Annotated in this window: 25 protein-coding genes; 2 read left to right on the forward strand and 23 right to left on the reverse strand. The window is 45.6% G+C overall.

All coding sequences use genetic code 11. The annotated features are described in order from the left end of the window. Window positions 1-61 precede the first annotated feature (61 nt). Together J3998_RS05320 and J3998_RS05325 are read right to left on the reverse strand one after the other, a co-directional pair. Window positions 62-1393 carry an NAD(P)/FAD-dependent oxidoreductase gene (locus tag J3998_RS05320; protein ID WP_243750605.1) on the reverse strand — a complete coding sequence of 444 codons (1332 nt, stop codon included), beginning with the start codon at window positions 1391-1393 and terminating at the stop codon, window positions 62-64. Window positions 1394-1411: 18 nt separating this feature from the next. Then, window positions 1412-1732, reverse strand: a complete 321-nt coding sequence (locus J3998_RS05325) for a c-type cytochrome (RefSeq protein WP_208148435.1) — start codon at window positions 1730-1732, stop codon at window positions 1412-1414. Window positions 1733-2384: 652 nt separating this feature from the next. Here J3998_RS05325 and J3998_RS05330 point away from each other — a divergent pair. After that, window positions 2385-2711: a c-type cytochrome gene (locus tag J3998_RS05330; RefSeq protein WP_243750606.1), complete on the forward strand. Its 327-nt coding sequence runs from the start codon at window positions 2385-2387 to the stop codon at window positions 2709-2711. A 20-nt stretch (window positions 2712-2731) separates the two neighbouring features. Further along, window positions 2732-4030: an NAD(P)/FAD-dependent oxidoreductase gene (locus J3998_RS05335; protein WP_208148436.1), complete on the forward strand. Its 1299-nt coding sequence runs from the start codon at window positions 2732-2734 to the stop codon at window positions 4028-4030. A gap of 71 nt (window positions 4031-4101) precedes the next feature. Here J3998_RS05335 and J3998_RS05340 read toward each other — a convergent pair whose 3' ends face one another. The 21 genes from J3998_RS05340 to aroQ form a co-directional block, all read right to left on the reverse strand. Continuing rightward, on the reverse strand, window positions 4102-5403 hold the full coding sequence (locus tag J3998_RS05340) for an NAD(P)/FAD-dependent oxidoreductase (RefSeq protein WP_208148437.1): 1302 nt from the start codon (window positions 5401-5403) through the stop codon (window positions 4102-4104). A 16-nt stretch (window positions 5404-5419) separates the two neighbouring features. Beyond that, on the reverse strand, window positions 5420-6016 hold the full coding sequence (locus J3998_RS05345; protein WP_208148438.1) for a c-type cytochrome: 597 nt from the start codon (window positions 6014-6016) through the stop codon (window positions 5420-5422). A gap of 128 nt (window positions 6017-6144) precedes the next feature. Next, a complete protein-coding gene (locus J3998_RS05350; protein ID WP_208148439.1) occupies window positions 6145-6705 on the reverse strand; it encodes a NapC/NirT family cytochrome c in 561 nt (186 codons plus the stop codon). Between the two features lie 185 nt (window positions 6706-6890). Continuing rightward, window positions 6891-7934 carry a tetratricopeptide repeat protein gene (locus J3998_RS05355; protein ID WP_208148440.1) on the reverse strand — a complete coding sequence of 348 codons (1044 nt, stop codon included), beginning with the start codon at window positions 7932-7934 and terminating at the stop codon, window positions 6891-6893. 2 nt (window positions 7935-7936) lie between these two features. Continuing rightward, on the reverse strand, window positions 7937-8353 hold the full coding sequence (locus J3998_RS05360; RefSeq protein ID WP_208148441.1) for a cytochrome c-type biogenesis protein: 417 nt from the start codon (window positions 8351-8353) through the stop codon (window positions 7937-7939). Then, entirely contained in the window at window positions 8353-8883 is a 531-nt protein-coding gene (locus J3998_RS05365) for a DsbE family thiol:disulfide interchange protein (protein ID WP_208148442.1), read from the reverse strand. The genes J3998_RS05360 and J3998_RS05365 overlap by 1 nt, the downstream gene beginning before the upstream one ends. Further along, a complete protein-coding gene (locus tag J3998_RS05370; RefSeq protein WP_208148443.1) occupies window positions 8880-10808 on the reverse strand; it encodes a heme lyase CcmF/NrfE family subunit in 1929 nt (642 codons plus the stop codon). The genes J3998_RS05365 and J3998_RS05370 overlap by 4 nt, the downstream gene beginning before the upstream one ends. Before the next feature lie 9 nt (window positions 10809-10817). Further along, entirely contained in the window at window positions 10818-11288 is a 471-nt protein-coding gene (gene ccmE, locus J3998_RS05375; protein ID WP_208148444.1) for a cytochrome c maturation protein CcmE, read from the reverse strand. A gap of 63 nt (window positions 11289-11351) precedes the next feature. Beyond that, window positions 11352-11504, reverse strand: coding sequence for a heme exporter protein CcmD (ccmD, locus tag J3998_RS05380; RefSeq protein WP_208148445.1), 153 nt, complete (start codon window positions 11502-11504; stop codon window positions 11352-11354). Between the two features lie 51 nt (window positions 11505-11555). Continuing rightward, window positions 11556-12320 (reverse strand): heme ABC transporter permease, encoded by a 765-nt coding sequence (locus tag J3998_RS05385; protein ID WP_208148446.1) that lies wholly within the window; start codon window positions 12318-12320, stop codon window positions 11556-11558. Continuing rightward, on the reverse strand, window positions 12317-12985 hold the full coding sequence (gene ccmB, locus J3998_RS05390; protein WP_208148447.1) for a heme exporter protein CcmB: 669 nt from the start codon (window positions 12983-12985) through the stop codon (window positions 12317-12319). The genes J3998_RS05385 and ccmB overlap by 4 nt, the downstream gene beginning before the upstream one ends. A 1-nt stretch (window position 12986) precedes the next feature. Beyond that, on the reverse strand, window positions 12987-13601 hold the full coding sequence (gene ccmA, locus J3998_RS05395; protein ID WP_208148448.1) for a cytochrome c biogenesis heme-transporting ATPase CcmA: 615 nt from the start codon (window positions 13599-13601) through the stop codon (window positions 12987-12989). Between the two features lie 348 nt (window positions 13602-13949). Then, window positions 13950-14231 carry a late competence development ComFB family protein gene (locus tag J3998_RS05400; protein ID WP_208148449.1) on the reverse strand — a complete coding sequence of 94 codons (282 nt, stop codon included), beginning with the start codon at window positions 14229-14231 and terminating at the stop codon, window positions 13950-13952. Between the two features lie 126 nt (window positions 14232-14357). Continuing rightward, window positions 14358-15647, reverse strand: a complete 1290-nt coding sequence (gene purD / locus J3998_RS05405) for a phosphoribosylamine--glycine ligase (RefSeq protein WP_208148450.1) — start codon at window positions 15645-15647, stop codon at window positions 14358-14360. Between the two features lie 286 nt (window positions 15648-15933). Then, window positions 15934-17493, reverse strand: a complete 1560-nt coding sequence (gene purH / locus J3998_RS05410; protein ID WP_208148451.1) for a bifunctional phosphoribosylaminoimidazolecarboxamide formyltransferase/IMP cyclohydrolase — start codon at window positions 17491-17493, stop codon at window positions 15934-15936. Between the two features lie 33 nt (window positions 17494-17526). Continuing rightward, on the reverse strand, window positions 17527-17784 hold the full coding sequence (locus J3998_RS05415; protein WP_208148452.1) for a helix-turn-helix domain-containing protein: 258 nt from the start codon (window positions 17782-17784) through the stop codon (window positions 17527-17529). 40 nt (window positions 17785-17824) lie between these two features. Beyond that, window positions 17825-18820, reverse strand: a complete 996-nt coding sequence (gene dusB / locus J3998_RS05420) for a tRNA dihydrouridine synthase DusB (RefSeq protein ID WP_208148453.1) — start codon at window positions 18818-18820, stop codon at window positions 17825-17827. A 7-nt stretch (window positions 18821-18827) separates the two neighbouring features. Then, a complete protein-coding gene (prmA, locus tag J3998_RS05425; RefSeq protein WP_208148454.1) occupies window positions 18828-19706 on the reverse strand; it encodes a 50S ribosomal protein L11 methyltransferase in 879 nt (292 codons plus the stop codon). Window positions 19707-19790: 84 nt separating this feature from the next. After that, window positions 19791-21140: an acetyl-CoA carboxylase biotin carboxylase subunit gene (gene accC / locus J3998_RS05430; RefSeq protein ID WP_208148455.1), complete on the reverse strand. Its 1350-nt coding sequence runs from the start codon at window positions 21138-21140 to the stop codon at window positions 19791-19793. A gap of 32 nt (window positions 21141-21172) precedes the next feature. After that, on the reverse strand, window positions 21173-21637 hold the full coding sequence (gene accB / locus J3998_RS05435) for an acetyl-CoA carboxylase biotin carboxyl carrier protein (protein ID WP_208148456.1): 465 nt from the start codon (window positions 21635-21637) through the stop codon (window positions 21173-21175). Between the two features lie 60 nt (window positions 21638-21697). After that, a complete protein-coding gene (gene aroQ, locus J3998_RS05440; protein WP_208148457.1) occupies window positions 21698-22135 on the reverse strand; it encodes a type II 3-dehydroquinate dehydratase in 438 nt (145 codons plus the stop codon). Window positions 22136-22322 lie beyond the last annotated feature (187 nt).

The raw sequence follows: 22322 nt of genomic DNA on the forward strand, positions 1-22322 counted from the left end.
ATAAAAAAACCGGGTTTAGATGACCCGGTTTTTTTATGCATGGTTAAACTAACTGATTTGATTAGCTATGCCATAGATCCATTGCGATGGCTTTATACCAACCGTCAGCGTATTTCGCTTCCATTAAACGGAAAGCTGCATCTGCACCCATAGGACTAACTCCGCCAGCGCCTTTAACGCCGACAATATTGCCGTCTTGCAGTTGGTAAACTGCTGCAACAGAAATACCGTAATCGGCGCCAACCAGACTATAGCAAGTGTTTACGTTTTTTGCTGTTGGTACCGTTGTTCCATTTAATAGAGAGACAATTGCTGCGGCGCACATTTTGCCTTGTGAAGCAGCAGAGTGACCCGATTTAGGCATTTTACCTGCAATTGAAGAGTCACCGATAACGTGGATGTTAGGGTGAATTTTCGACTCGAAGGTCTGTTGATTGACCGGACACCAGCCTTTATCGTTTGTCAGGCCAGCGGCAAAGGCAATTTTGCCTGCTTTTTGCGGTGGGATAACGTTAAGAACATCTGCTTTGTACTCGCCGAACTCAGTGTAAACGGTTTTCGTTGCAGCATCGATTTTCTTGACTTTGCCGCCACTTGAAGCAGGAATCCATTCAATCATATCGCCATATAGTTGCGCCCAACCTTCTTGGAACAAGCCTTGTTTCGAGAATTTTTCTTTAGCATCAAGAATAACGATTTTTGCAGTCGGGTTTTCACGCTTGAAGAAGTCTGCAACCATTGAAACTCGCTCGTATGGTCCAGGAGGGCAACGGAATGGATTGCCCGGAGGACACATGACGAAAGTTCCGCCTTGCGGCATTTCTCGTAGTTGTTTGTATAGAAGTTCGGTTTGTGGGCCTGCTTGGTAAGCATGCGGAATTTGATCAATTACGTCTGCAGAATAGCCAGGAACTTCTTCGTATTTAAAGTCGATACCCGGAGAGACAACGAGGCGGTCATAATCGAGTACGCGACCGTCTTTAAGAGTCACTTGTTGAGCACCGGCATTAATCTTGGTTACCATTGAATGAATAACGCTGACACCGTGTTTATTGCGCAACGCTGAATAGTCATGAGTGATGAAATCCGCGTTGACTAGGCCTGCAAGATACCAGTTTGAACCAGGGCAAGTCATATAAGTTTGCTTTGGTTCAATAACGGTAACGTTTACCGATTTATCGAAACGCTTGATGTATTTCGCAACCGAAGCGCCACCGAATCCACCACCGATAACAACAACGTGTGCCGGTTCACCGGATTTACGTGCTTTAACCGATGAGCCTTCACTCAACATTGGAACTTTTGGTAGGGTACAACCTGGAAGAGCTGCAACAAGAGTACCACCGAAACCAGTGGCAGCCATAGCTTTAATTAAAGATCGACGTTTTAACATAGTATGCTCCACTGTAAATTAAGGTTTAAGAGTACTTAGGTATTTCGCAATAGCGCGAATTTCGTCGTCAGTGTAGCCTTTGGCATGACGTCCCATTACTGTTGAAGCACGTTTTCCTGATTTCATATCTAGGAGCTGTTGTACCATCACCTTTTCAGGGTAGCCGGCAAGCGGAGGAATAGCGCCTCCTGCAGATTGACCTTCAGCACCGTGGCATTGGAAGCAAGTCGTGGCAGATAATTCAGCGTTAGAAATTTCCGATGCTGAGACGGAAAATGCAAGTGGGGTGAGAACCGTAGCCGCCAATATTTTCACAAATTGTGATTGTAGTTTTTTCATAAACAACCTCTATACTTTCTTATATTTTTAAGAAACGCATAATTCGACAGTGGAATCGACGTGCGTTTTCATAAGCTTGGCAGAATTTATCTCTTCATTATTACTGCAAACTGACCGCTATTCTCCAAGTTGCGACAATAATATCTAATAGATTCTATTACTAATATTTATAAGCTAACCTTATTTTAGGTATATCTAATATTAGTATTTGTTTAAGTTAAATAAAGAGGTCTTTAAAGTGTATTTTAGTACCTTTTAGTAAGCTTTAATTCCTTTGTATTTGTCAGGTATATCAGAAAATTGATAATCTAAGTTTATGTATTGATATAAAAATTATATGTACTATTTTTATGTGGTAATTACCTATATTTATGTGTGAAGCCAATGTTGCTACTTATCTAAGGATTTTTTGCAAAGTTTATGACGACTATTCTGTAAATGTTTGACTTAAAAGAAGGTTTTGGTTTTTTAACTTCGCTGATTAGTAGGTAATTTGTTTGTGTTTTTATATATCTATATGTTTTTTTTATGGATTGCTAGAAGAATAATTTATTAGAAAAACTTATGTCTATGTAAGAGGATTTTGTGCTGTTTAACTAAGTGTTATTTCATTTGCGGAGTAACCAACGTAAACATTTACAAGGTCAAAAAAATGAAAATAAGAAATATTACTTTGGTTGGCGCTATCGTCGGCCTATTTATTGCCGCACCCGTGCAGGCGGAGCAGCAACAAATGAAACCTATCTCGAAAGCTGAATTGTGGGCGACCACTTGTTTTCAGTGTCATGGCGCAGAAGGTCAATCTGCCGGCGGAGCGATTCCTCCTTTAGCAGGTTATCCTGCCGATATTATGGCGCAACAACTTAAAGCCATTAAAGCAGGAACACGCCCGAGTACAATTATGAAACGTCATCTAATGGGATACAGCGATGCAGATATTGATGCCATTGCAACCTATCTAGGTTCACTAAAACCATAATCAATAAAGGATGACAAAAAATGAGTAAATTTAATCGTCGTAGCCTGATTAAAGGGTTAGCTGCAAGCGGTATCGCATTTCCGGTAATGAGCGCACTTCAGGGATGTTCGGCTCAGCCGAGTAAAAACACTAAACCGCATGTTGTGGTAATCGGCGGGGGCTTTGGTGGAGCGACCGTTGCTAAATACATCAAGCGTTTTGATCGTAATATTGATGTAACTCTGATCGAACCGAAAACTGAATATATGACCTGTCCGGGTTCAAACTGGTATTTAGCCGGTTTAATTGATGTTAAATCGCTGACTCATAATTACGAAGCTTTAAAAACTAAGCACAATGTAAAAGTGATTCATCAGATTGCGACTGATATTAATGCCGCTGCTAAGTCGGTTACTTTGGATAATGGCGAAGTGCTGAATTATGATCGTCTTGTTGTGTCTCCTGGAATTGATTTCATTTACGATCAAATTGAAGGCTATTCAGAAGAAGTTGCAGAAATTTTCCCGCACGCTTGGCAAGCTGGACCGCAAACGCACTTATTAGCAAAACAGATTCAAGAGATGCCACAAGGTGGTAAATTCTTAATGGTTGCGCCGCCTAATCCATATCGCTGTGCTCCGGGTCCTTATGAGCGAATCTCAATGGTTGCCGCTTACTTTAAAGAACATAACCCGACAGCGACTATTATGATTCTTGATCCTAAGAAGAAGTTCTCTAAGCAAGCATTGTTCTACCAAGGTTGGCAGGATTTGTATGGTCAAATGATCGAATGGTATGGTGCGCAAGACGGTGCCACGGTAACTAAGATTGATGTGGAAAGCAAAACCGCCTATAGCGATTTTGATGAAATCACTGCTGATGTTATCAATATTATCCCGGCACAAAAGGCCGGTAAGATTGCGTTTAAGGCGGGACTAACCAATGAAACTGGCTGGTGTCCAGTGGATCAAGATACCTTTGAATCGACTATTCAAAAAGATGTCTACGTCGTCGGGGATTCTTCAATTGCCGGAGCGATGCCTAAGTCTGGTCACTCCGCATCGAGCCAAGGTAAGATGTGTGCTGCTGCGGTCGTATCGAGCTTGAATAACCTACCGATGCCTGAAACGCGTAATGTGAATACCTGCTACAGCTTAATCAGTAAAGATTGGGGTATTTCAATTGTTGGTGTTTATGAAAACCGCGAGAACCGTATTTCTGGTATCAAAGGCGCGGGTGGCGTTAGCCCAATGGGTATGACCCAACAAGAGCGTAAGATGGAAGCGGACTACGCACGTGGTTGGTATAAATCCATCACTATGGATGTTTGGGGTTCTTAATTAAGACTTGCAGCAGACATAAAAAAACCCGCGTGAAGCGGGTTTTTTTATTGCTTTGAATAAGCTTTCGATTAACCGAAAGTATCCGCAGTAATGTTTTCGAACCAAGAGTGCGCGTAAAGAACTTCACGCTTACGTAGTTCAGGATCGTAAGCGCCGGTAAGACCGCCAGAACCTTTAACCTTAACGATTTTGCCACCTTCGTATTTGTATACCATTGCAACTGAGATACCGTCCTGACCAGGCGCGATAACTGAGTAACAAGTGTTAACCCATGAAGGCTCAATCATTGTTGTACCATTAAGCAATGAAGCAACCGCTGCTGCACAAACTTTTGCTTGTGAGTTTGCTGCGTAGCCTGACTTAGGCATTGGCGCTGCAACTGAAGAGTCACCTACAACGTGAATGTTTTTGTGGATAGTTGACTCGAACGTTTTGTGATCAATCGGACACCAACCAGAATCGTTAGTTAGACCTGCTTTAAATGCGATTGAACCCGCTTTTTGTGGTGGGATGATGTTAACAACGTCACCTTTAAATTTACCCGCTGCTGCGGTAACTGTTTTCGATGCAACGTCTACTGCTGAAACCGTACCACCGTTTTCAGAGTTAATCCAAGTGATCATGCTGTTGTCAGTGCCGTAACCGTAGTGACGTTTCCAACCATCCATGAATAGACCGAATTTAGAGAATTTTTTCTTCGGATCTAGAACAACGATTTTAGACTTAGGCTTGTTCTCTTTTAGGTAAGCAGCGATCTGTGATACACGCTCATATGGTCCAGGAGGACAACGGAAAGGGTTTGGCGGAGCAACGACAACAACTGTACCACCGTCTTTCATTTCTTCTAGTTGTTTACGTAGTAGCTTAGTTTGTGGACCTGCTTTCCATGCGTGTGGAATCGTTGTCGCAGCAACTTCAGGAGTGAAACCTTCGATGGCTTCCCACTTGTAGTCAACACCTGGAGAAACGATACAACGGTCATAAGCTAGAGATTTGCCACCCTTAGTTTTAACCACTTGGCCTTTAGCATCGATGTCAGTTACGGTGTCGTAAACAACTTTGATGCCTTTCGCAGCTAGTTTTTCATAAGTGAAGTGGATAGACTCGATATCACGGTTACCACCGATAACTTCGTTTGACATGAAGCAGGTGTAGTAGTCTTTATTGTATTCAACGATAGTTACATCAATGGTTGAATCCATTTTCTTTAGGTACTGTGCTGCCGTAGCACCACCGATACCGCCACCAACGATAACAACGCGTTTACCGTTGCTTTTCGCTAATGCTTTAGCTGAAACGCCTGCCGCTGCAACACCAGCAGCACCTGCCGCTGAAGCTTTAAGGAGGTTACGTCTTGAAATATTAGTCATGCTTTACTCTCCAGGCTTACTTAGTTGCGTAGAATTCTACAAGTTGATCAAGACCTTCTTGGCCGTGCTTTTTGTAAAGCGCGTCAAGTTTTTTAGCCATTTTCTTTGGCATTTCACGATCTTGAGAAACCGCAAAGTCATGCAGATTGTACTGTAGGTAAGGCTTCCACTGGCCGGCTAGGAAACCAGACTCGTCTTCTGCCAATTTACCTGCTTCGGTGTGACATTTTTCACAGTATTTATCATGTAGTTTTTCACCGATTTTCGCCATGCTTGCATCAGTAGATTGCTTAGCAGAGATATATTTCTGTTTAGCAAAATAAGCCGCCATAGCTTCGAAATCTGCAGTGCTGTAACCCTTAGCGATACGAGTCATGATCGTTGAAGGGCGCTCACCTGATTTGTAAGCTTCCATTGATTCAACGAAATAAGCTTCGCTGTTACCGGCGATGCTAGGGGTAGCAGGGCCGTGAGAGATACCGCCAGGACCGTGACAACCTGCACAAGTGTTAGCAAGCATTTCACCGCGATCGAAAGCGACAGCAGCGCTTGAAGCTACCATTGAGCCAGCTAGGACTGCACTCGCAAGCAAGCTAAGATTAGCTTTTTTCATATACTCCTCCTCAGAAGTGTACTTTTCCAGAAACACTGGTTTTTTTGTAAAGTGGCCAGAGGCCTAAATTAAGCGAGCAAATCGATTCTGCCCGCTTGAATTTGGAAAATTTTAAGAGCGGGACTTAATTAAAGTGATGGATCGTCCGGTTCCATGTGCGCAATACCGCTATGACAGTCGATACAAGTCTTATCGCCTGATTCCATTACGCGAGGATGTTTACGAGCTGCCGATTTACCTTGTTCTTCAAAGTCCATGGCGGCAAACGAGTGGCACGTTTTACATTCACGAGAGTCAGAAGCGCGCATCTTGTCCCAAACTGCATTCGCCATTGCCCAACGGTGTTTGTTGTAGTGTTCCAGATAAAGTTCTGGATCGTTTTTGATTTCGTCGCTTACGGCAAAATCACCGATAAACTCGTGATAAACGTCTTTAGCAGCGATGATTTTTGCTTTTAGTTTTGGGAAGAATTCTTTTGGTACGTGACAATCGGCACACTCGGCACGAACACCGGAGGCATTTTTATAGTGAACCGTTTCTTGGTATTCAGCCAAGTTCACTTTCATACTGTGACATGAAGTACAGAATTCAGTGGTATTGGTATAAGAGAAGAATGCATTCATTGCGCCGAACGAAGCAAAGCCAAGAAGGAAGATGATTGCGAAAAGCCCAGTTTTTTTGTTAAACATATTCTATATATCTATTTTTAGTCGTCGTTGAGTTGAAGAGAAAGTGCGCAAGTTTTAAACAAATTCTCTTAATCTTGTCTTAAGGGTTTTTTTAAACTTGCGCTATCTTAGTGAAAATAAAATTTTGGGTAAAGAAAGGAAAATTTATACGCTATACATAATGCTTATTTTACAAATTAATAATATTAGCTTTTGATGATAAATTTTATTAATTTCTGACCTTGCCAATTTTGCTCCTGTAAAAACAGAACTTGCCCTTGATTCATTTTGTCGGAATTGGTTATACGAATTCCGACGGTTATCTCATTGAAATTGCTAAGCTTTCTGTTAGGCATGATTTCATCTTTGGATGAAAGCACAATATTTTCCGGCAATTCGGCCACTGAAATTTTTTGTGCGGCAATCGGCATCGGCATGCCGGTTGGCTCTTTGGCATAAATGAAAGCGGTGGCATCACCCCAAGAATTTTTTAGTTCCTGTGGAATTTTAACCACAATGTTTATATGGTCTGAAGGCTTGTTAGGCTGAGATTCTGTCATGAGTGGCCGATCCGCGACAGCGCTTTTAGGTAAGTCGACTTGAACCCCAACGGTGCTCAACAGTTTGGCAATCATTGGTTTATCGGCATCGTTATCCGGCAAAAGGTTATATAAGTCTTGCCACAGAATAGCCGCACGTTCGTTATTGCCTTGCTGTTTTTCCGCCAGTCCCAAAAGCCAAAGCGTCATACGGTTTTCTTGGTCAATAGCAAAAGCTTGTTTTAAAAGTTCATGCGGACGACCTTGTAGTTTGCCGGCAGATTTAACGGCTAAAGCATCTGCAAGCGGTAGTAGGGCATTAAGGTTATTTGCGTCGAGAACCAACGCCTTTTCAAACGCCATTATCGCTTTGTCGTAATCTTCGGTAATCATTGAAGAGCGACCAAGCAGTAACCAGCCCTGAAGATCTTTCGGATCTTTAGCTAATTTCTGCTCTAGCTTGTCAACTAAAGTCACTTGTTCCGGTGCTGGTTTAGCGGTTTGCATTTCGGCAAATTCCGGCATTCCTAAAGTGAAATAAGCACCCATGGAAAACACCGGTACAAAAAGGGCGATGCTGATTAAAGCGAGTTTATTCTGTTTACGTTGTGTGTCATCTTCACTGTCATAGCGCTTTTTCAAGAACGGAATCAGGACGATTGCTAAAGCAATGACCAATATCAGTGAGAACCACATGGCTAAACTTGTCATAGTTATTTATCCAGTTCGTTGTTTTGTTGGTTGCTGCGGATAATGCGAATCAAAATCCACAAACCGATTAGCAAGAAAAGAAATGGCCCGACCCACAATAAATAGGTGTTTGGTTCCACCGGCGGTTTGTACATAACAAACTCACCGTAACGCGCCACCATATAATCGACAATTTCGTCTTTACTGGCGTTCTGCTTGGTTAGCATTTCATAGACTTGCTGGCGCAGGTCTTGCGCCAATTCGGCATTGGAATCGGCAAGGTTTTGGTTTTGGCAAACTAGGCAGCGCAGTTCAAAAATCAGCTCTTTATAAGCCTCTTCTTGCTCGACGCTATCGAATTGATAGGTCTCGATGGCCGCGAAGCTTTGGCTGTGAAAGCTGAGTAAGACGGAAATTAGTAATAGGCGTAACCAATTCATTAACTCGGCTCCTTATCAATTTGCGCTAATAATGGTTTAAGTTCGTCATTCACGCGTTTACGAGTCATTGGGCCGGTGAACTTGTGACGGATAATACCTTTTTTATCAATCACGAAGGTCTCCGGTACTCCATATACGCCCCAATCAATACCGGCACGACCTTGTTGGTCTTCAACGGTAATTTGATACGGATTGCCGAACTGTTTCAGCCAAGCTTTTGCTTCTTCCGGGGTATCTTTGTAGTTCAGCCCGACGATTTTGGTTGGATATTTTTCGGAGAATTCCACCAAAACCTCATGTTCCTGACGACAAGAGACGCACCAAGAAGCCCAGATATTTAAGATCCACGCTTCACCTTTTAATTGTGTTGGTGAAAAAGGCTCTTGAGTATAGAGTTCCGGCAAGCTAAATTCCGAAGCCGGCTTGCCAATGAGTGGCGACGGTACGTCTTTCGGGTCCAGTGTCAGCCCAATCGCCAACACTATCACTAAAGCACCGAAGATAATCAGCGGCATGCTCTGTTTTTTCATGCCGTTGCCTCCGCACGCGGAGCGGCGGTTTTACGACGAATCAACGCTAAAACACCGCCGACGGCCATCAGAATTGAACCGAGCCAAATCCAGCGAACGAATGGCTTGTACTGAAGTCGTACCGCCCACGCATCGCCATTGAGTTTTTCGCCCAAAGCGACAAATAGATCGCGTGAAAGTTTGGCATCAATCCCGGCTTCAGTCATTGGCATGGTCTGGCTTAGGTAAGTGCGTTTTTCAGGATACAGACGCGTTAATTCCGCGCCGTTCTCATAAACGATGACCGTACCTTGCGAAGCGAGATAGTTGTCCTTTTCTTTTTGTACGACACCCTTAAATTCAAATTCATATTGGTTGATGGCGTATTTTTGCCCCGGTTCCAAACGGACATCTTTTTCAATGCTGTAAATCGAGGTGATGGTGATACCGGTTAGGGTGACTGCAAAACCGATATGTGCCAATACCGAACCGGCAGTTTGCATCGACGGTTTAATTTGCCCGTGCGGATTCTTTTGCACCAGCCAGTGCAGGGCGCTAAACGCAATCCACGCACTCATCAGAAGACCTAATACCGCTAGACCGGAGAATTCCGGTAACAGAAGCAACGGTGCAATAAAAGCAACCAACAAAGCAGCGACAGCTGGTAGCCAAAGTTTTTGCAGCAAACGTTGCGGCTTGTCTTCAATCCAGCGTGAAGCGAATCCGAAGCCCATTAACAATGCTAAAGGCACGGTCAATGGCAACATTACCGTATTGAAGTAAGGCGCGCCGACGGAAAGTTTCGCTAAGCCAAGTGCATCCAGAATCAGCGGGTAGATGGTTCCCAGTAATACCGTCGCCATCATCGCCACCAGAATCACATTGTTGGAGAGCAGAATGGTTTCTTTTGATGCCAATTTAAATGGTTTGCTCTTGGTCACAAGGTGCGAACGTGCCGAGTAAAGCAATAGCGAAACACCGACGATGACCACCAAGAAAATCAGGATGAAAACACCGCGAGCTGGATCGGAGGTGAATGCATGCACTGAGGTTAAAACGCCGGAACGTACCAAGAAAGTTCCTAGCAAGCTCAAGGCAAATGCCAAGATTGCCAGCAGCAATGTCCAAGACTGGAAAGTGCCACGGCTGGCGCTAATGCTTAGGGTGTGAATTAAGGCGGTGGCGATAATCCACGGCAGTAGCGATGCGTTTTCGACCGGATCCCAGAACCACCAGCCGCCCCAGCCAAGCTCGTAGTAAGCCCACCAACTTCCTAGTGCAATGCCAAGGGTCAGGAATGCCCAAGCGACTACCGTCCAGATTTTTGCCCAGCGAGCCCATGCCATTTGGAATTCGCCCTTTAGCAATACCGCAATCGCGAAAGCGAAGGCAACGGCCAAACCAACATAACCCATATACAGCATCGGTGGGTGAATCGCTAAGCCGATATCCTGTAGTAGCGGGTTCAAGCTTCGGCCTTCAACCGGGACATTGGTCAAACGTTCAAATGGGTTAGAAGTAATCAGAATAAATAGGGTAAAGCCGATACTGACCACACCCAGCACAGCGAGAATCCGTGCAATCATATCTTCAGGCAGTTTGCCGTTAAATAGCGCGACCGCAAATGTCCAACCGGCGAGAATTAATGCCCAAAGCAGTAAAGAGCCTTCATGCGCTCCCCAAGTGGCCGAAACTTTATAAATCATCGGCAGTTGAGTATTGGAGTTAGCGGCAACGTATTTGACCGAGAAGTCATTGACGGTAAAGCTATAAACCAATATCAAGAAAGAGATTAAGAAGAAAATGAATTGCCCGATTGCCGCCGGTTTTGCCAGCGCAATCAGTGCGGAGTTGTTTTTATGAATACCGACCATCGGTGCCACTGCGAGAACAATCGCGAAGGCAAGACCGACGATAACAAAAAAGTGTCCGATTTCAGGAATCATATACTCGCCTTAGTTTTTATGGTTGGCAGGCATTGCCGGCATTTCAGTTTGTGCCATTTGCGCTTTCTGAATCGAATCAGCAACTTCCGGCGGCATATAATTTTCATCGTGTTTCGCCAATACTTCTTCGGCGACAAACACACCGTTACCGTTTAGTTGGCCTTTAGCAATAATGCCTTGGCCTTCGCGGAACAGGTCAGGCAGGATGCCGGTGTATTGCACCGTTACCGGTGTTTGGCTATCGGTTAGGTCGAAAGAAACCAATAAGCTATCGTCAGCACGTTTAACCGTTCCGTTCACCACTAAACCACCGATACGAAAATCACGATCAGTTGGTGCCGCACCGGATTTTACTTCGGTAGTCGAGTAGAAGAACATCATGTTCTGGTTAAAGGCTTGGATAATCAGGAAAGTCGCGACACTGACGGCGGTCAGCAGCAACATCACCAGATACATTCGTTTTTTTCTTAAAGGACTCATATTTATACCTCTTAAAAGAATGCTTTGCTCGAGTGGACTCCATCTCGTGCAAAGCACTCTCAATTACACTTCGCTGTAATAGTCTTCCGCTTCGCGCAAAGCTTGGCGATGCTTTAACAACGGCTGTAAAAAATTGACCAGTAACACTAGCGCGCTGATGCCGAAAGACATCCAGACATAAAAGGCATAACCGCCCATATGAAAAAACTCTGCCATGTGTTCTCCTTAAATGTTTTTATGTGGACGCTCTTAGCGGCGTCGTTTTATTTATTTTTTTAAGTTCTTCTGACGTTCAAAAACAATTTTTTTGACCCAGCCGCTGGCTAAGTCTTGCTCCAATAAATTGGCGCGCATTTTCATTAATAGCAGCAGCAGGTATAAAAATTGGAAAGCCGCAGCCATTAACAGTAATGGAATTAACATGTCGATATGAATCGACGGGGTATCGAATTTGCTGACGGTGGCGGCTTGGTGCAAGGTATTCCACCACACAACCGAATAGTGAATAATCGGCAGGTTAATCACGCCGACCAAAGTCAAAATGCTCATTGCTTTACCGGCGGTCTGTTTGTCTTCAATCGCATTGTAGAGCGCGAAAATTCCTAAGTAGATAAAGAATAGAATCAGCTCGGAAGTCAGGCGCGCATCCCAAACCCACCAAGCGCCCCACATCGGTTTACCCCACAGCGAACCGGTAATCAAGGCGATAAAGGCGAAACTCGCGCCAATCGGTGCCGAGGAAATGATCATGATTTCCGCCATGCGCACGCGCCACACCAGTGCGACCACCGCCGCTATCGCCATGGCGGCATACACAAACATCGATAACCATGCTGCTGGTACGTGTACATACATAATGCGGAAAGACTCGCCTTGCTGATAATCAGCCGGCGCGGTGACCAGTCCCATATACAATCCCGGAATTAGCAGCGCCACAAAAATGGCGGCTACCCATGGAATCATTTTCCCGGCCAGAGGGTAAAACCAATTTGGCGCACCTAAGCGGTAGTACCATTTAGCGATAATATTCATTGTGAAACACTCACTTTTAATGCACTGGCGACCGCGAAAGGTGCCAAAGCAATACCTAAAACGAATAGGGCGCCGAGCACGTACAGCTGGCCGGCTGCCGACCAACCGCCGGCGGTCACTTCAACCGCGCTGGCACCGAAAATCAAAACCGGAATATAAAACGGCAAGACCAGTAGCGGCAGTAGCATGCTACTTTTCTTTAAGCCGGTGGTTAGGGCCACACCGATGCCGCCAATAAAAATCAATAAAGGCGTGCCGAGTAGAAGACTCAATACTAAAACCCAGATGGCTTCGGCCGGCAGGCTTAATGAAATCGCAAATAGGGGCGCAACAATAATCAGAGGTACGGCGGTAATCACCCAGTGTGAAAACAGACGCGCCCAAGCGAAGCTGACTAGTGAATGCTCACTTAATGCCCATTGCTCCAAAGTACCGTCTTGGAAATCTTCTTTAAATAGATTGTCGAGCGACAGCATGGTCGCTAAAAGAGCGGCAATCCAGATTAAACCGGGTGCGACTTCTGACAGCAGCTTTTCCGAAGCGCCGATACCGATAGGAAATAACAACACAACGAGACCGAAAAACACCAAGGAATTGGTCGCTTCGCCGCGGCGACGGAAGGCGAGAGTTAGGTCGCGTTTAATGAGGTAGAAAAAACCGCGCATCTTATTGCCCCAAAATCAGACGCTCAATAAAGCGTTCGTCAATCGCCACATCGTGATGCGAGGTCATAATAATCATGCCGCCGTTCTCTAGATGTTCGGTGGCTAGTTGTTCGTAAAGGGCGATGCCGGCTTTATCTAATGCAGCTTGCGGTTCATCGAGAATCCATAGGGGGGTGTCGGCAATCAATAGGCTGGCTAAAGCCAAACGACGTTTCATGCCGGCCGAGAAGGTTTTTACGGCTTTATGTTTTACATTGCCGAGCTTGACCGCTTGCAAGGCTTCATAAGCACAACGTTCATTACGAGAACGAATTGCGCCGAGCATCGACAGATTTTCAAAAGCAGTCTGATCTTCTTTCAGCGGATTTTGGTGGCCGAGCCAAGCGAGTTGGCGATTGAATTGCGAATTGGCGGAACGAATCGACATGCCGTTCCATAAAACCTCACCCTTGTCTGGGCGTCGTAAACCAGAAAGTAGTTTTAGAAGCGTGGTTTTGCCAGCACCGTTTTGACCTTCAACCAGCAATAGCTTGCCGGCATCAAGGCTAAAGCTGATGTCGGTAAACAGGGTTTTCGGTCCACGTCGGCAGCGCAGATTTTGAGCTTCTAATTGCATTTTATGGTTTCGTTTTCTGTGCGAATGTTTTTTCGGCTTGAACTGATTTTTATATTTTGTATACGTATCAAAGACGTTTGTGGATGAAATCCAGATGTGCCAAGCCGCGAAATTCTAACAAAAAACGTTAAATGGCAGTCGAAATAGGGGAGATTCGGTAGGAAGTATTTTTTATAAATGCCAAGAAAAAATTTATTAAAGGATTAAGTGAAATTATCTCGGCACGATAAATTGTGAAGGGTTTGCTAGGTAGTTAGCCGTTTAGGAAAGATAGTCTCACTTTAGGAGAATGGAGAATAAGCCCTCATTTACTTCACTTGAAGTCATTTGGCGTTGTTCCGGGTTTCCTTAGAGAAGATCTTCTTCCGGGTGACTCTCTTGAAATGCTAATAATTTTTTATAGGCTTTTTTACAGGCTTTTCGTACTTGGTGCTCTATCGTCACGCGTTCTTCAGTGGTTAGGAAAAATGACATATCTATATCGTAACGAATATAACGTGGAGGGATTCGGTTCAGTGCAATGCATGCCATATCAGCTAAGAGTCCATCATCCAACAGGCCAGAATAATTCTCTTTAATTTCTTGGAAAACTAAACGCTCGTAATAGTTATGGACACTATCTAACTCCATGTTTAACTCCTACTGAAAATATTTATTCGTTTACCCACTTTACTTATTTTCTAGGCATAAAAAAAGCACGGAATAAAGTAATTATTCCGTGCTTACGTCATATCAAGTTATGACTTCTTATCGAGATTATTGCGCTTCACGACGAACGGCACGGTGGCCGATATCGGTACGGTAATAAACTTTATCCCAATTCACTTTAGCAACACCTTCGTAGGCACGTTTCTGCGCGGCAGTCACATTTTCGCCAAGCGCAGTCACGCAAAGTACACGACCACCATTGGTAGTGACATCGCCATTTTCGTTGCTTGCCGTGCCCGCATGGAAAACCTTAAGATCGGCGGCGTTGGCTTCGTCGATACCGGTGATGACATCACCTTTCGGGTAAGCGTCCGGATAACCGCCAGCAGCCATCACCACACCAAGTGCCGCACGGGAATCCCACTGCGCTTGCGCAGTGTCTAGTTTACCGTCCAGTGCATCTAGGCAGTGCTGCACTAAGTCAGATTGCAAGCGCATCATAATAGGCTGAGTTTCAGGATCACCGAAACGGCAGTTGAACTCTAGAACCTTAGGTGCACCAGAAGCATCAATCATTAGACCTGCGTATAGGAAACCGGTATAAGGCAAACCGTCTTTCGCCATCCCTTCGATGGTTGGCATAATAACTTCTGTCATGGCGCGGTCGTGAATTTCACGGGTAACCACCGGAGCAGGGGTGTAAGCGCCCATACCGCCGGTGTTTGGACCCGTATCGCCGTTGTCGCGTGCTTTATGGTCTTGAGAAGTTGCCATCGGTAGAACGTTTACGCCGTCCGCCATAACGATAAAGCTGGCCTCTTCACCAACTAAGAACTCTTCAACCACCACTCGTGCGCCAGCATCGCCGAACTTATTGCCTTCCAGCATGTCTTCAACCGCTTCAATCGCTTCTTCAACCGTATCGGCAAGGATTACGCCTTTACCGGCGGCTAGACCGTCAGCCTTGATTACAATTGGTGCGCCCATCTCTTTGATGTACTCAACTGCAGGCGGGATTTCTGTGAAAACTTGGTATGCAGCCGTCGGGATATTGTGTTTCGCCAAGAAGTCTTTTGAGAACGCTTTTGAACCTTCCAGTTGTGCCGCACCTTTTGTTGGGCCAAAACATTTAAGACCCGCCGCTTGGAAAGCGTCAACAACACCTAAAACTAATGGCACTTCAGGGCCAACAATTGCTAGACCGATGTCATTTTCCTGTGCGAATTTCACAAGACCATCTAGGTCTTCAACACCGATGTTTACATTGGTTAGGTTTGGCTCAAGATCAGTACCCGTATTACCCGGTGCTACAAACACCTTTTCTGCCATTGGCGACTGCGCCGCTTTCCATGCCAAAGCGTGCTCACGACCGCCACTGCCGATAACTAAAATATTCATTTCTTATCCTTCAGGGATAATTCTTAATCCCTTCCTGAAAGGCCGAAACCCTGCGTTCAAAAATGGTCACTTATGATTTATAAGCTCACATTTTCTGCCTTGATTTTCGGTCTTTCAGAAAGTCATTTTCGAATTATTATTCTCTCTAATTCCGTAAAAGTAATGTGCGCTTGGCTCAAGTTCAAGGCGGGTAAAGGAGCCGAAGCGCGGCGTACACCTAGTACGTGAGCATCGGAAGTTTTTACCCAACAAAGAAATTGAGTCAATAAGCCATTACGGAAGGCTCTTAGTGTTTGAAGTGACGCATTCCGGTAAACACCATCGCAATACCGTGTTCGTCGGCCGCATCGATTACTTCTTGGTCGCGCATTGAGCCGCCTGGGTGAATTACCGCAGTAATGCCCGCTGCTGCTGCTGCGTCGATACCGTCACGGAATGGGAAGAAGGCATCGGATGCCATAACCGAACCAGGCACTTCTAGACCTTCGTCCGCTGCCTTGATACCTGCGATTTTCGCAGAGTAAACACGGCTCATTTGACCTGCGCCCACACCGATAGTCATGCCGTCTTTAACGTAAACAATCGCGTTAGACTTAACGAACTTCGCTACTTTCCAAGCAAACATTAGGTCAGTCATTTCCGCATCCGTTGGTGCGCGTTTAGTCACCACTTTTAGGTCGTCTTGCGTTACGGTACCTAGATCACGGTCTTGAACCAATAGACCACCAGTTACTTTTTTGTAGTCGTAAGCGGCGTGCTGACCATTGAATTCGCCACACTCTAGTAGACGAACGTTTTTCTTCTCGGCAACTGCCGCTTTTGCTGCTTCAGAAACGGTTGGCGCGATAATCACTTCAACAAACTGACGTTCAACAATCGCTTTTGCGGTTTCTTCGTCTAGCTCTGTGTTGAAAGCGATAATGCCGCCGAACGCTGAAGTAGGGTCAGTTTTGTAAGCGCGGTCATAAGCTTCAAATTGTGAAGCACCGATTGACACACCACATGGGTTGGCGTGCTTAACGATTACGCAAGCGGTTTCGTCAAAGGTCTTAACCAATTCAAGAGCGGCATCAGTATCCGCGATATTATTGAAAGATAGCTCTTTACCTTGGATTTGTGTTGCTGTCGAAATTGATGCTTCAGCAGGGTTGCGCTCAGTGTAGAAAGCCGCTTCTTGGTGCGGGTTTTCGCCGTAACGCATGGTTTGTTTTTTAACGTACTGCGTATTGTAAGTACGTGAGAAGTTATCACCTTCTTCAGAGAACATTTTGCCGAAGTAGTTCGAAATCGCACCGTCGTAACGAGAAGTCTGCTCGAATGTTTTGATTGCTAGGTCGAAACGGGTTGCGTGAGAAAGTTGACCGTCATTTGCGCCCATCTCTTCAAGAATACGAGCATAATCCGCAGGATCTGTGACAACTGCCACATCATTGTGGTTTTTCGCCGCAGAACGAAGCATGGTCGGGCCACCGATATCGATGTTCTCAATCGCGTCTTCTAGAGAGCAATCTGCTTTAGCCACCGTTGCTTCGAATGGGTACAGGTTTACGACAACCATATCGATGGCATCAATACCGTGCTCAGCCATGACCGCATCATCTTTACCGCGACGACCTAATAGACCACCGTGAATTTTCGGGTGCAAAGTCTTAACACGACCATCCATCATTTCTGGGAAGCCAGTGTATTCTGATACTTCTGTAACGGGTAGTCCTGCTTCTGAAAGCACTTTGTAAGTACCGCCAGTAGAAAGAATAGCAACCCCCATGTCGCTAAGTGATTTGGCAAAATCAAGGATGCCATTTTTGTCAGACACGCTGATTAAAGCACGACGAACTGGTTTCATGGATTGTTCTCCGAAAGATTAAAATTTAAAAAATTAAGATTCAATAAGTTTGTATTTGAGCATTTTCTTACGCAGCGTGTTGCGGTTGATGCCGAGCATCTGCGCAGATTGAGTTTGGTTATATTCCGTTTTTTCCAGAACAAATTCGATGAGCGGTTTTTCTACTTGCTGGATAACCATTTCATACAGGTCACAAGTGGATTCTTCTTGCAGATTGTTGAAGTAGATTTCTAGTGTTTTTGTGACTTTGTCGCTTAATGAAATTTGGCCAGTCGAATTTGAGTTTGTCATACGTCTATAAAGTGTCGGTTAGTCGGGCAGGGCTTTGGCCTTAATGGCACTGAAAAGCCTGCTCGAAAAAATCAATGATTAACTGTTGTTGTTCTGGTGCTGTTTGTAGCAGGTTAAAACTGCGGCGTAATTTTGTACACTCGGCAGGTGCAAGTTGCTGGCTAAGGTTTTGAGTGTACCAGCCGAGATGCTTGCGAGCGATACGTACGCCGTGCTCAAAACCATAAAGTTCATAGAGTCCGGACATATGCTGCTGGATGGTTTGATAAAAGTCTTCCAGAGAGGGGCCGGACAATTTTTCGGCATGTTTAAGGTAATGATTTACTTCACGAAATATCCACGGATAACCTTGTGAGGCGCGACCAATCATGATGCCGTCAGCACCGGTGTATTCTAATACAAATTTAGCTTGTTCGGGTGTGCAAATGTCACCATTGGCGATTACTGGAATGTGCAGTGCAGTTTTAACCTGTTTTATGGTGTCGTATTCTGCTTGCCCTTGGAATTTTTCGGCTCGAGTTCGACCGTGAATGCTGACCGCTTGTAGCCCGCAATCTTGTGCGATTTTCGCAATTTGTAGCGCGTTTCTGTTTTCTGGGTCGGTTCCGGTACGGATTTTAACGGTCACTGGCGTTTGTACGGCAGCAACGACGGTATTAAAAATTTCGCTGACTTTATCCGGTTCAGCCATTAGTGCGGAGCCGGCAGCCACGGCGCAGACTTTCTTGGCAGGGCAGCCCATATTTAAATCGATAATCTGCGCGCCTTGGCTTTCTTGCCAAGCGGCGGCTTCTGCCAGTTCTTGCGCATCAGTGCCGATAAGTTGCACCGCGCGCGGTTCAGGATCGTTTTTATCGACATGGCGCGTTGAGGATTTTTTGGAGTCGCGTAGCTCCTTTTTTGAAGCGACCATCTCTGCCAGAGTATAGGCTGCACCGTTTTCGCGGCATAACTTGCGATACACCGCGTCAGTGACCCCCGCCATGGGTGCTAGCACCAGAGGGTTGGCAAATTGATAGGTGCCTATCTGTAACATGGTGGTGTTAACTTACCTTGTGACCGCTTAAGCGCGCCCACTCTTCCTCGGTTTCTAGCGTGTTTAGCTCGAAACCAAAGTCTTTGTAGTGTTCTTGCAGTTCAGCTGCTTGGGTTTGTAATAGGCCGGAAAGCACCAGTTGACCACCGGTTTTTACTAAGCGCTGAAATTCAGATGCGAGTTCTTTTAACGGGCCGGAAAGAATGTTGGCGATTAATAAATCAACCGGTTCGGAATCAAAATCTTTAACCAAAGCAAAATGCATTTCGGCTTCATTATCAGCTGCATTTTGTTGCGAGGCTTGAATCGCTTGTGGGTCAATATCGGTACCGCTGACTTTTGCCGCGCCGAGTTTGCAGGCGGCCAATGCCAGAACCCCTGAACCACAACCGTAGTCGATGACTGTTTTGTCCGCTGGAGGGTTGGCATCTAGCCAACGCAGACACATCGCCGTGGTCGGGTGGGTACCGGTGCCGAATGCCATGCCAGGATCAAGCATTAGGTTGATTGCTTCTGGGTTTGGGGCTTCACACCAGCTTGGAATAATCCAAAGGTTATCGCCGAATTGCATTGGCTGGAATTGATCCATCCATTCTCGAATCCAATCTTTATCTTCCAATTGGTCGATTTTGAAAGTAAGTTCTGAAGCGGCGGGCACGATTTGTTTGACCATTTCAATCATTGCTTTGCCATCCACTTCAGCATCGAATAGGGCGGTAACCCTGGTGGTTTCCCAAATTGGCGTTGTGCCTAATTCCGGTTCGAAAATAGGGCGATCTTCAGCGTCTTGGAAAGTGACCGAGGCAGAATTGCATTCCATAAACGCATCGGAAAGCGGTTCGGCTAATGCTTCGGCTGCGGTGGTATTGATTTGAATCCAAGCCATATTTGGTGTCCTATGTATGAAAAACAAAAACCACTGGCGCCATTTTAAACGCCAGTGGTTTGCTGAGTCTTGCGGTATTAGTGCTTAAACTAAATGCTCAAGACGGTGCTCAAGATAATGAATGTTTTGTCCGCCTTCAACGAAGCCGTGGTCATTCATAATTTCACGTTGCATGTGAATATTGGTATCAATGCCCTGAATAATTAATTCGCTAAGCGCATTATTCATGCGAGCAATTGCTGAATTTCGGTCGGCGCCGTGACAGATCAGTTTACCAATCATCGAATCGTAGTGCGGTGGAATGCTGTAACCGGTGTAGATATGAGAATCCCAACGAACACCTAAGCCGCCCGGTAGGTGTAAACGCTCGATTTTACCTGGCGAAGGCATAAAGTTTCGCGCAGGGTTTTCGGCATTAACACGACACTCGATAGCGTGGCCGTTCATTTTCACATCTTCTTGTTTGATGCTTAATGGAATGCCCATTGCCACTTCGATTTGTGCTTTAACTAAGTCGATACCGGTCACCATCTCGGTAACACAGTGTTCTACCTGTAAACGCGTGTTCATTTCGATAAAATAAAATTCGCCGTTTTCATACAGGAACTCAAAAGTCCCAGCGCCGCGGTAGTTGATTTCTAGGCAAGCATTAACGCAAGCGCCACCAATTTTTTGACGTTGCTCTTCGGTAATGCCAGGCGCCGGTGCCTCTTCAACCACTTTTTGGTGACGACGCTGCATTGAGCAGTCACGTTCACCTAGGTGAATCGCGTTGCCTTGGCCGTCCGCCAGAACTTGGATTTCCACATGGCGAGGGTTTTCAAGGAATTTTTCCATATACACTTCAGCATTACCAAAGAAGGTTTTCGCTTCGGTACTGGTTAGCTGAATTGACTTAAGTAAGTTGGCTTCGGTATGTACCACGCGCATACCGCGGCCACCGCCACCGCCAGCCGCTTTGATGATGACCGGATAGCCGATCTCTTTAGCGATGCGTAGGTTTTCTGCATCGTTGTTACCGAGAGGGCCGCCTGAACCTGGAACGGTCGGTACGCCGGACGCTTTCATCGCCCGGATTGCGGCAACCTTGTCACCCATTTGGCGAATGGTATCTGCAGTCGGGCCGATAAAAGCAAAACCACTTTCTTCTACGCGTTCGCAGAAGTCGGCGTTTTCCGCTAGAAAGCCGTAACCCGGGTGAATCGCTTCAGCATCGGTCACTTCCGCAGCCGAGATAATCGCTGGTACATTTAGGTAACTGTCGGTCGAGGCGGCAGGTCCAATACAAACGGTTTCATCTGCAAGCAGTACGTGCTTCAAACTGGCGTCGGCAGTCGAATGAACCGCGACGGTTTTAATGCCAAGCTCTTTACAAGCACGCAGAATGCGCAGGGCAATTTCACCGCGGTTTGCAATTAGAATTTTTTCAATCATGTAATGACCTTATTAATTGTCAGTGGCGGTGATTATTCGATGATAAATAGTGGCTGGTCGTATTCTACCGGCTCACCGTTTACACCCATAATGTGCTTAATTGTTCCGCTCTTATCTGCTTCAATCGGGTTCATGATTTTCATCGCTTCGATAATGCAAAGGGTATCGCCTTCGCTGACTTGGTCGCCAACTTTTACAAACGGTGCAGCATCTGGTGCCGGTGCAGAGTAGAAAGTTCCTACCATTGGCGAATTTACACTGTGACCGCTTGGTGCGGCAGGCGCTGTTTCCGCAACAGGAGCTGTTGCAGGAGCCGGCGCAGCGGCTTGAGGAGCTGCTGCAGGTGCGGCCATTACCGGTGCCGCAGGCGCGCTTACATACACTGGCTCTTGGCTACGGGTAATGCGAATATTGTGCTCACCCTCTTTAATTTCAATTTCGGCGATGTCTGATTGCTCAACAATCTCAATCAGTTTACGAATCGAACGAATATCCATGATTTATCCTTTGCTCTATGGCCTGCTTTTAGACAGGTCTTATCTGTGAAAATTAGGTTGTTATAGTAATTTGTCTGCCGCAGCATGCAGTGCCAGCTCGTAGCCTTTGGTTCCCAGTCCTGCGATAATGCCGTCCGCCAAATCCGAAAAATAGGAATGAGTTCGGAAAGGTTCGCGTTGGTGGATATTGGAAATATGCACTTCGATAAACGGGATATTGACTGTGGCTAAGGCGTCGCGAATGGCGACACTGGTATGCGTAAAAGCGGCAGGGTTGATAATGATGTAGTCGGTGCCGTCATCCATTGCTTGATGAATGCGGTTGATAATTTCAAATTCTGCATTGCTTTGGAAGTCGCGTAAACGGATATTGTATTCGTCGGCAAGAACTTCTAGGTTTTCAATGACATCGGCAAGCGTTTGGCGACCATAGATTTGCGGTTCGCGACGGCCAAGCATATTTAGATTTGGCCCATTGATTACCAATATTGTTGCCATTGAGGAGAACCTTTCATTATCAATAAATAACTTCTGTGCCGCGATTATAACTGATAGGTGTGCTTTTAACTATCTATACAGCCAGTAAAATGCGGAATATTTGATTGAAAAAGCGGTTTTGTTATGTGAATTGCTCTAAACAGGCGCGTTCTGCTGTGAAAGTTGTGAGCGGGGCAGGGCTGTAAAG

Source organism: Thiomicrorhabdus marina (assembly GCF_017571465.1).
Taxonomy (GTDB): Bacteria; Pseudomonadota; Gammaproteobacteria; order Thiomicrospirales; family Thiomicrospiraceae; genus Thiomicrorhabdus; species Thiomicrorhabdus marina.

Excerpts from the sequence above, each read along its gene's own strand:
- ccmD (WP_208148445.1), bottom strand. The coding sequence starts at position 11,504 with ATGGCAGAGTTTTTTCATATGGGCGGTTATGCCTTTTATGTCTGGATG.
- J3998_RS05335 (WP_208148436.1), top strand. The coding sequence starts at position 2,732 with ATGAGTAAATTTAATCGTCGTAGCCTGATTAAAGGGTTAGCTGCAAGC.
- J3998_RS05320 (WP_243750605.1), bottom strand. The coding sequence starts at position 1,393 with ATGTTAAAACGTCGATCTTTAATTAAAGCTATGGCTGCCACTGGTTTC.
- accB (WP_208148456.1), bottom strand. The coding sequence starts at position 21,637 with ATGGATATTCGTTCGATTCGTAAACTGATTGAGATTGTTGAGCAATCA.
- J3998_RS05370 (WP_208148443.1), bottom strand. The coding sequence starts at position 10,808 with ATGATTCCTGAAATCGGACACTTTTTTGTTATCGTCGGTCTTGCCTTC.
- ccmB (WP_208148447.1), bottom strand. The coding sequence starts at position 12,985 with ATGCGCGGTTTTTTCTACCTCATTAAACGCGACCTAACTCTCGCCTTC.
- accC (WP_208148455.1), bottom strand. The coding sequence starts at position 21,140 with ATGATTGAAAAAATTCTAATTGCAAACCGCGGTGAAATTGCCCTGCGC.
- J3998_RS05330 (WP_243750606.1), top strand. The coding sequence starts at position 2,385 with ATGAAAATAAGAAATATTACTTTGGTTGGCGCTATCGTCGGCCTATTT.
- J3998_RS05415 (WP_208148452.1), bottom strand. The coding sequence starts at position 17,784 with ATGACAAACTCAAATTCGACTGGCCAAATTTCATTAAGCGACAAAGTC.
- ccmE (WP_208148444.1), bottom strand. The coding sequence starts at position 11,288 with ATGAGTCCTTTAAGAAAAAAACGAATGTATCTGGTGATGTTGCTGCTG.
- prmA (WP_208148454.1), bottom strand. The coding sequence starts at position 19,706 with ATGGCTTGGATTCAAATCAATACCACCGCAGCCGAAGCATTAGCCGAA.
- purH (WP_208148451.1), bottom strand. The coding sequence starts at position 17,493 with ATGAAACCAGTTCGTCGTGCTTTAATCAGCGTGTCTGACAAAAATGGC.
- J3998_RS05400 (WP_208148449.1), bottom strand. The coding sequence starts at position 14,231 with ATGGAGTTAGATAGTGTCCATAACTATTACGAGCGTTTAGTTTTCCAA.
- J3998_RS05385 (WP_208148446.1), bottom strand. The coding sequence starts at position 12,320 with ATGAATATTATCGCTAAATGGTACTACCGCTTAGGTGCGCCAAATTGG.
- J3998_RS05360 (WP_208148441.1), bottom strand. The coding sequence starts at position 8,353 with ATGAATTGGTTACGCCTATTACTAATTTCCGTCTTACTCAGCTTTCAC.
- J3998_RS05345 (WP_208148438.1), bottom strand. The coding sequence starts at position 6,016 with ATGAAAAAAGCTAATCTTAGCTTGCTTGCGAGTGCAGTCCTAGCTGGC.
- ccmA (WP_208148448.1), bottom strand. The coding sequence starts at position 13,601 with ATGCAATTAGAAGCTCAAAATCTGCGCTGCCGACGTGGACCGAAAACC.
- J3998_RS05325 (WP_208148435.1), bottom strand. The coding sequence starts at position 1,732 with ATGAAAAAACTACAATCACAATTTGTGAAAATATTGGCGGCTACGGTT.
- J3998_RS05340 (WP_208148437.1), bottom strand. The coding sequence starts at position 5,403 with ATGACTAATATTTCAAGACGTAACCTCCTTAAAGCTTCAGCGGCAGGT.
- purD (WP_208148450.1), bottom strand. The coding sequence starts at position 15,647 with ATGAATATTTTAGTTATCGGCAGTGGCGGTCGTGAGCACGCTTTGGCA.
- J3998_RS05350 (WP_208148439.1), bottom strand. The coding sequence starts at position 6,705 with ATGTTTAACAAAAAAACTGGGCTTTTCGCAATCATCTTCCTTCTTGGC.
- aroQ (WP_208148457.1), bottom strand. The coding sequence starts at position 22,135 with ATGGCAACAATATTGGTAATCAATGGGCCAAATCTAAATATGCTTGGC.
- J3998_RS05355 (WP_208148440.1), bottom strand. The coding sequence starts at position 7,934 with ATGACAAGTTTAGCCATGTGGTTCTCACTGATATTGGTCATTGCTTTA.
- J3998_RS05365 (WP_208148442.1), bottom strand. The coding sequence starts at position 8,883 with ATGAAAAAACAGAGCATGCCGCTGATTATCTTCGGTGCTTTAGTGATA.
- dusB (WP_208148453.1), bottom strand. The coding sequence starts at position 18,820 with ATGTTACAGATAGGCACCTATCAATTTGCCAACCCTCTGGTGCTAGCA.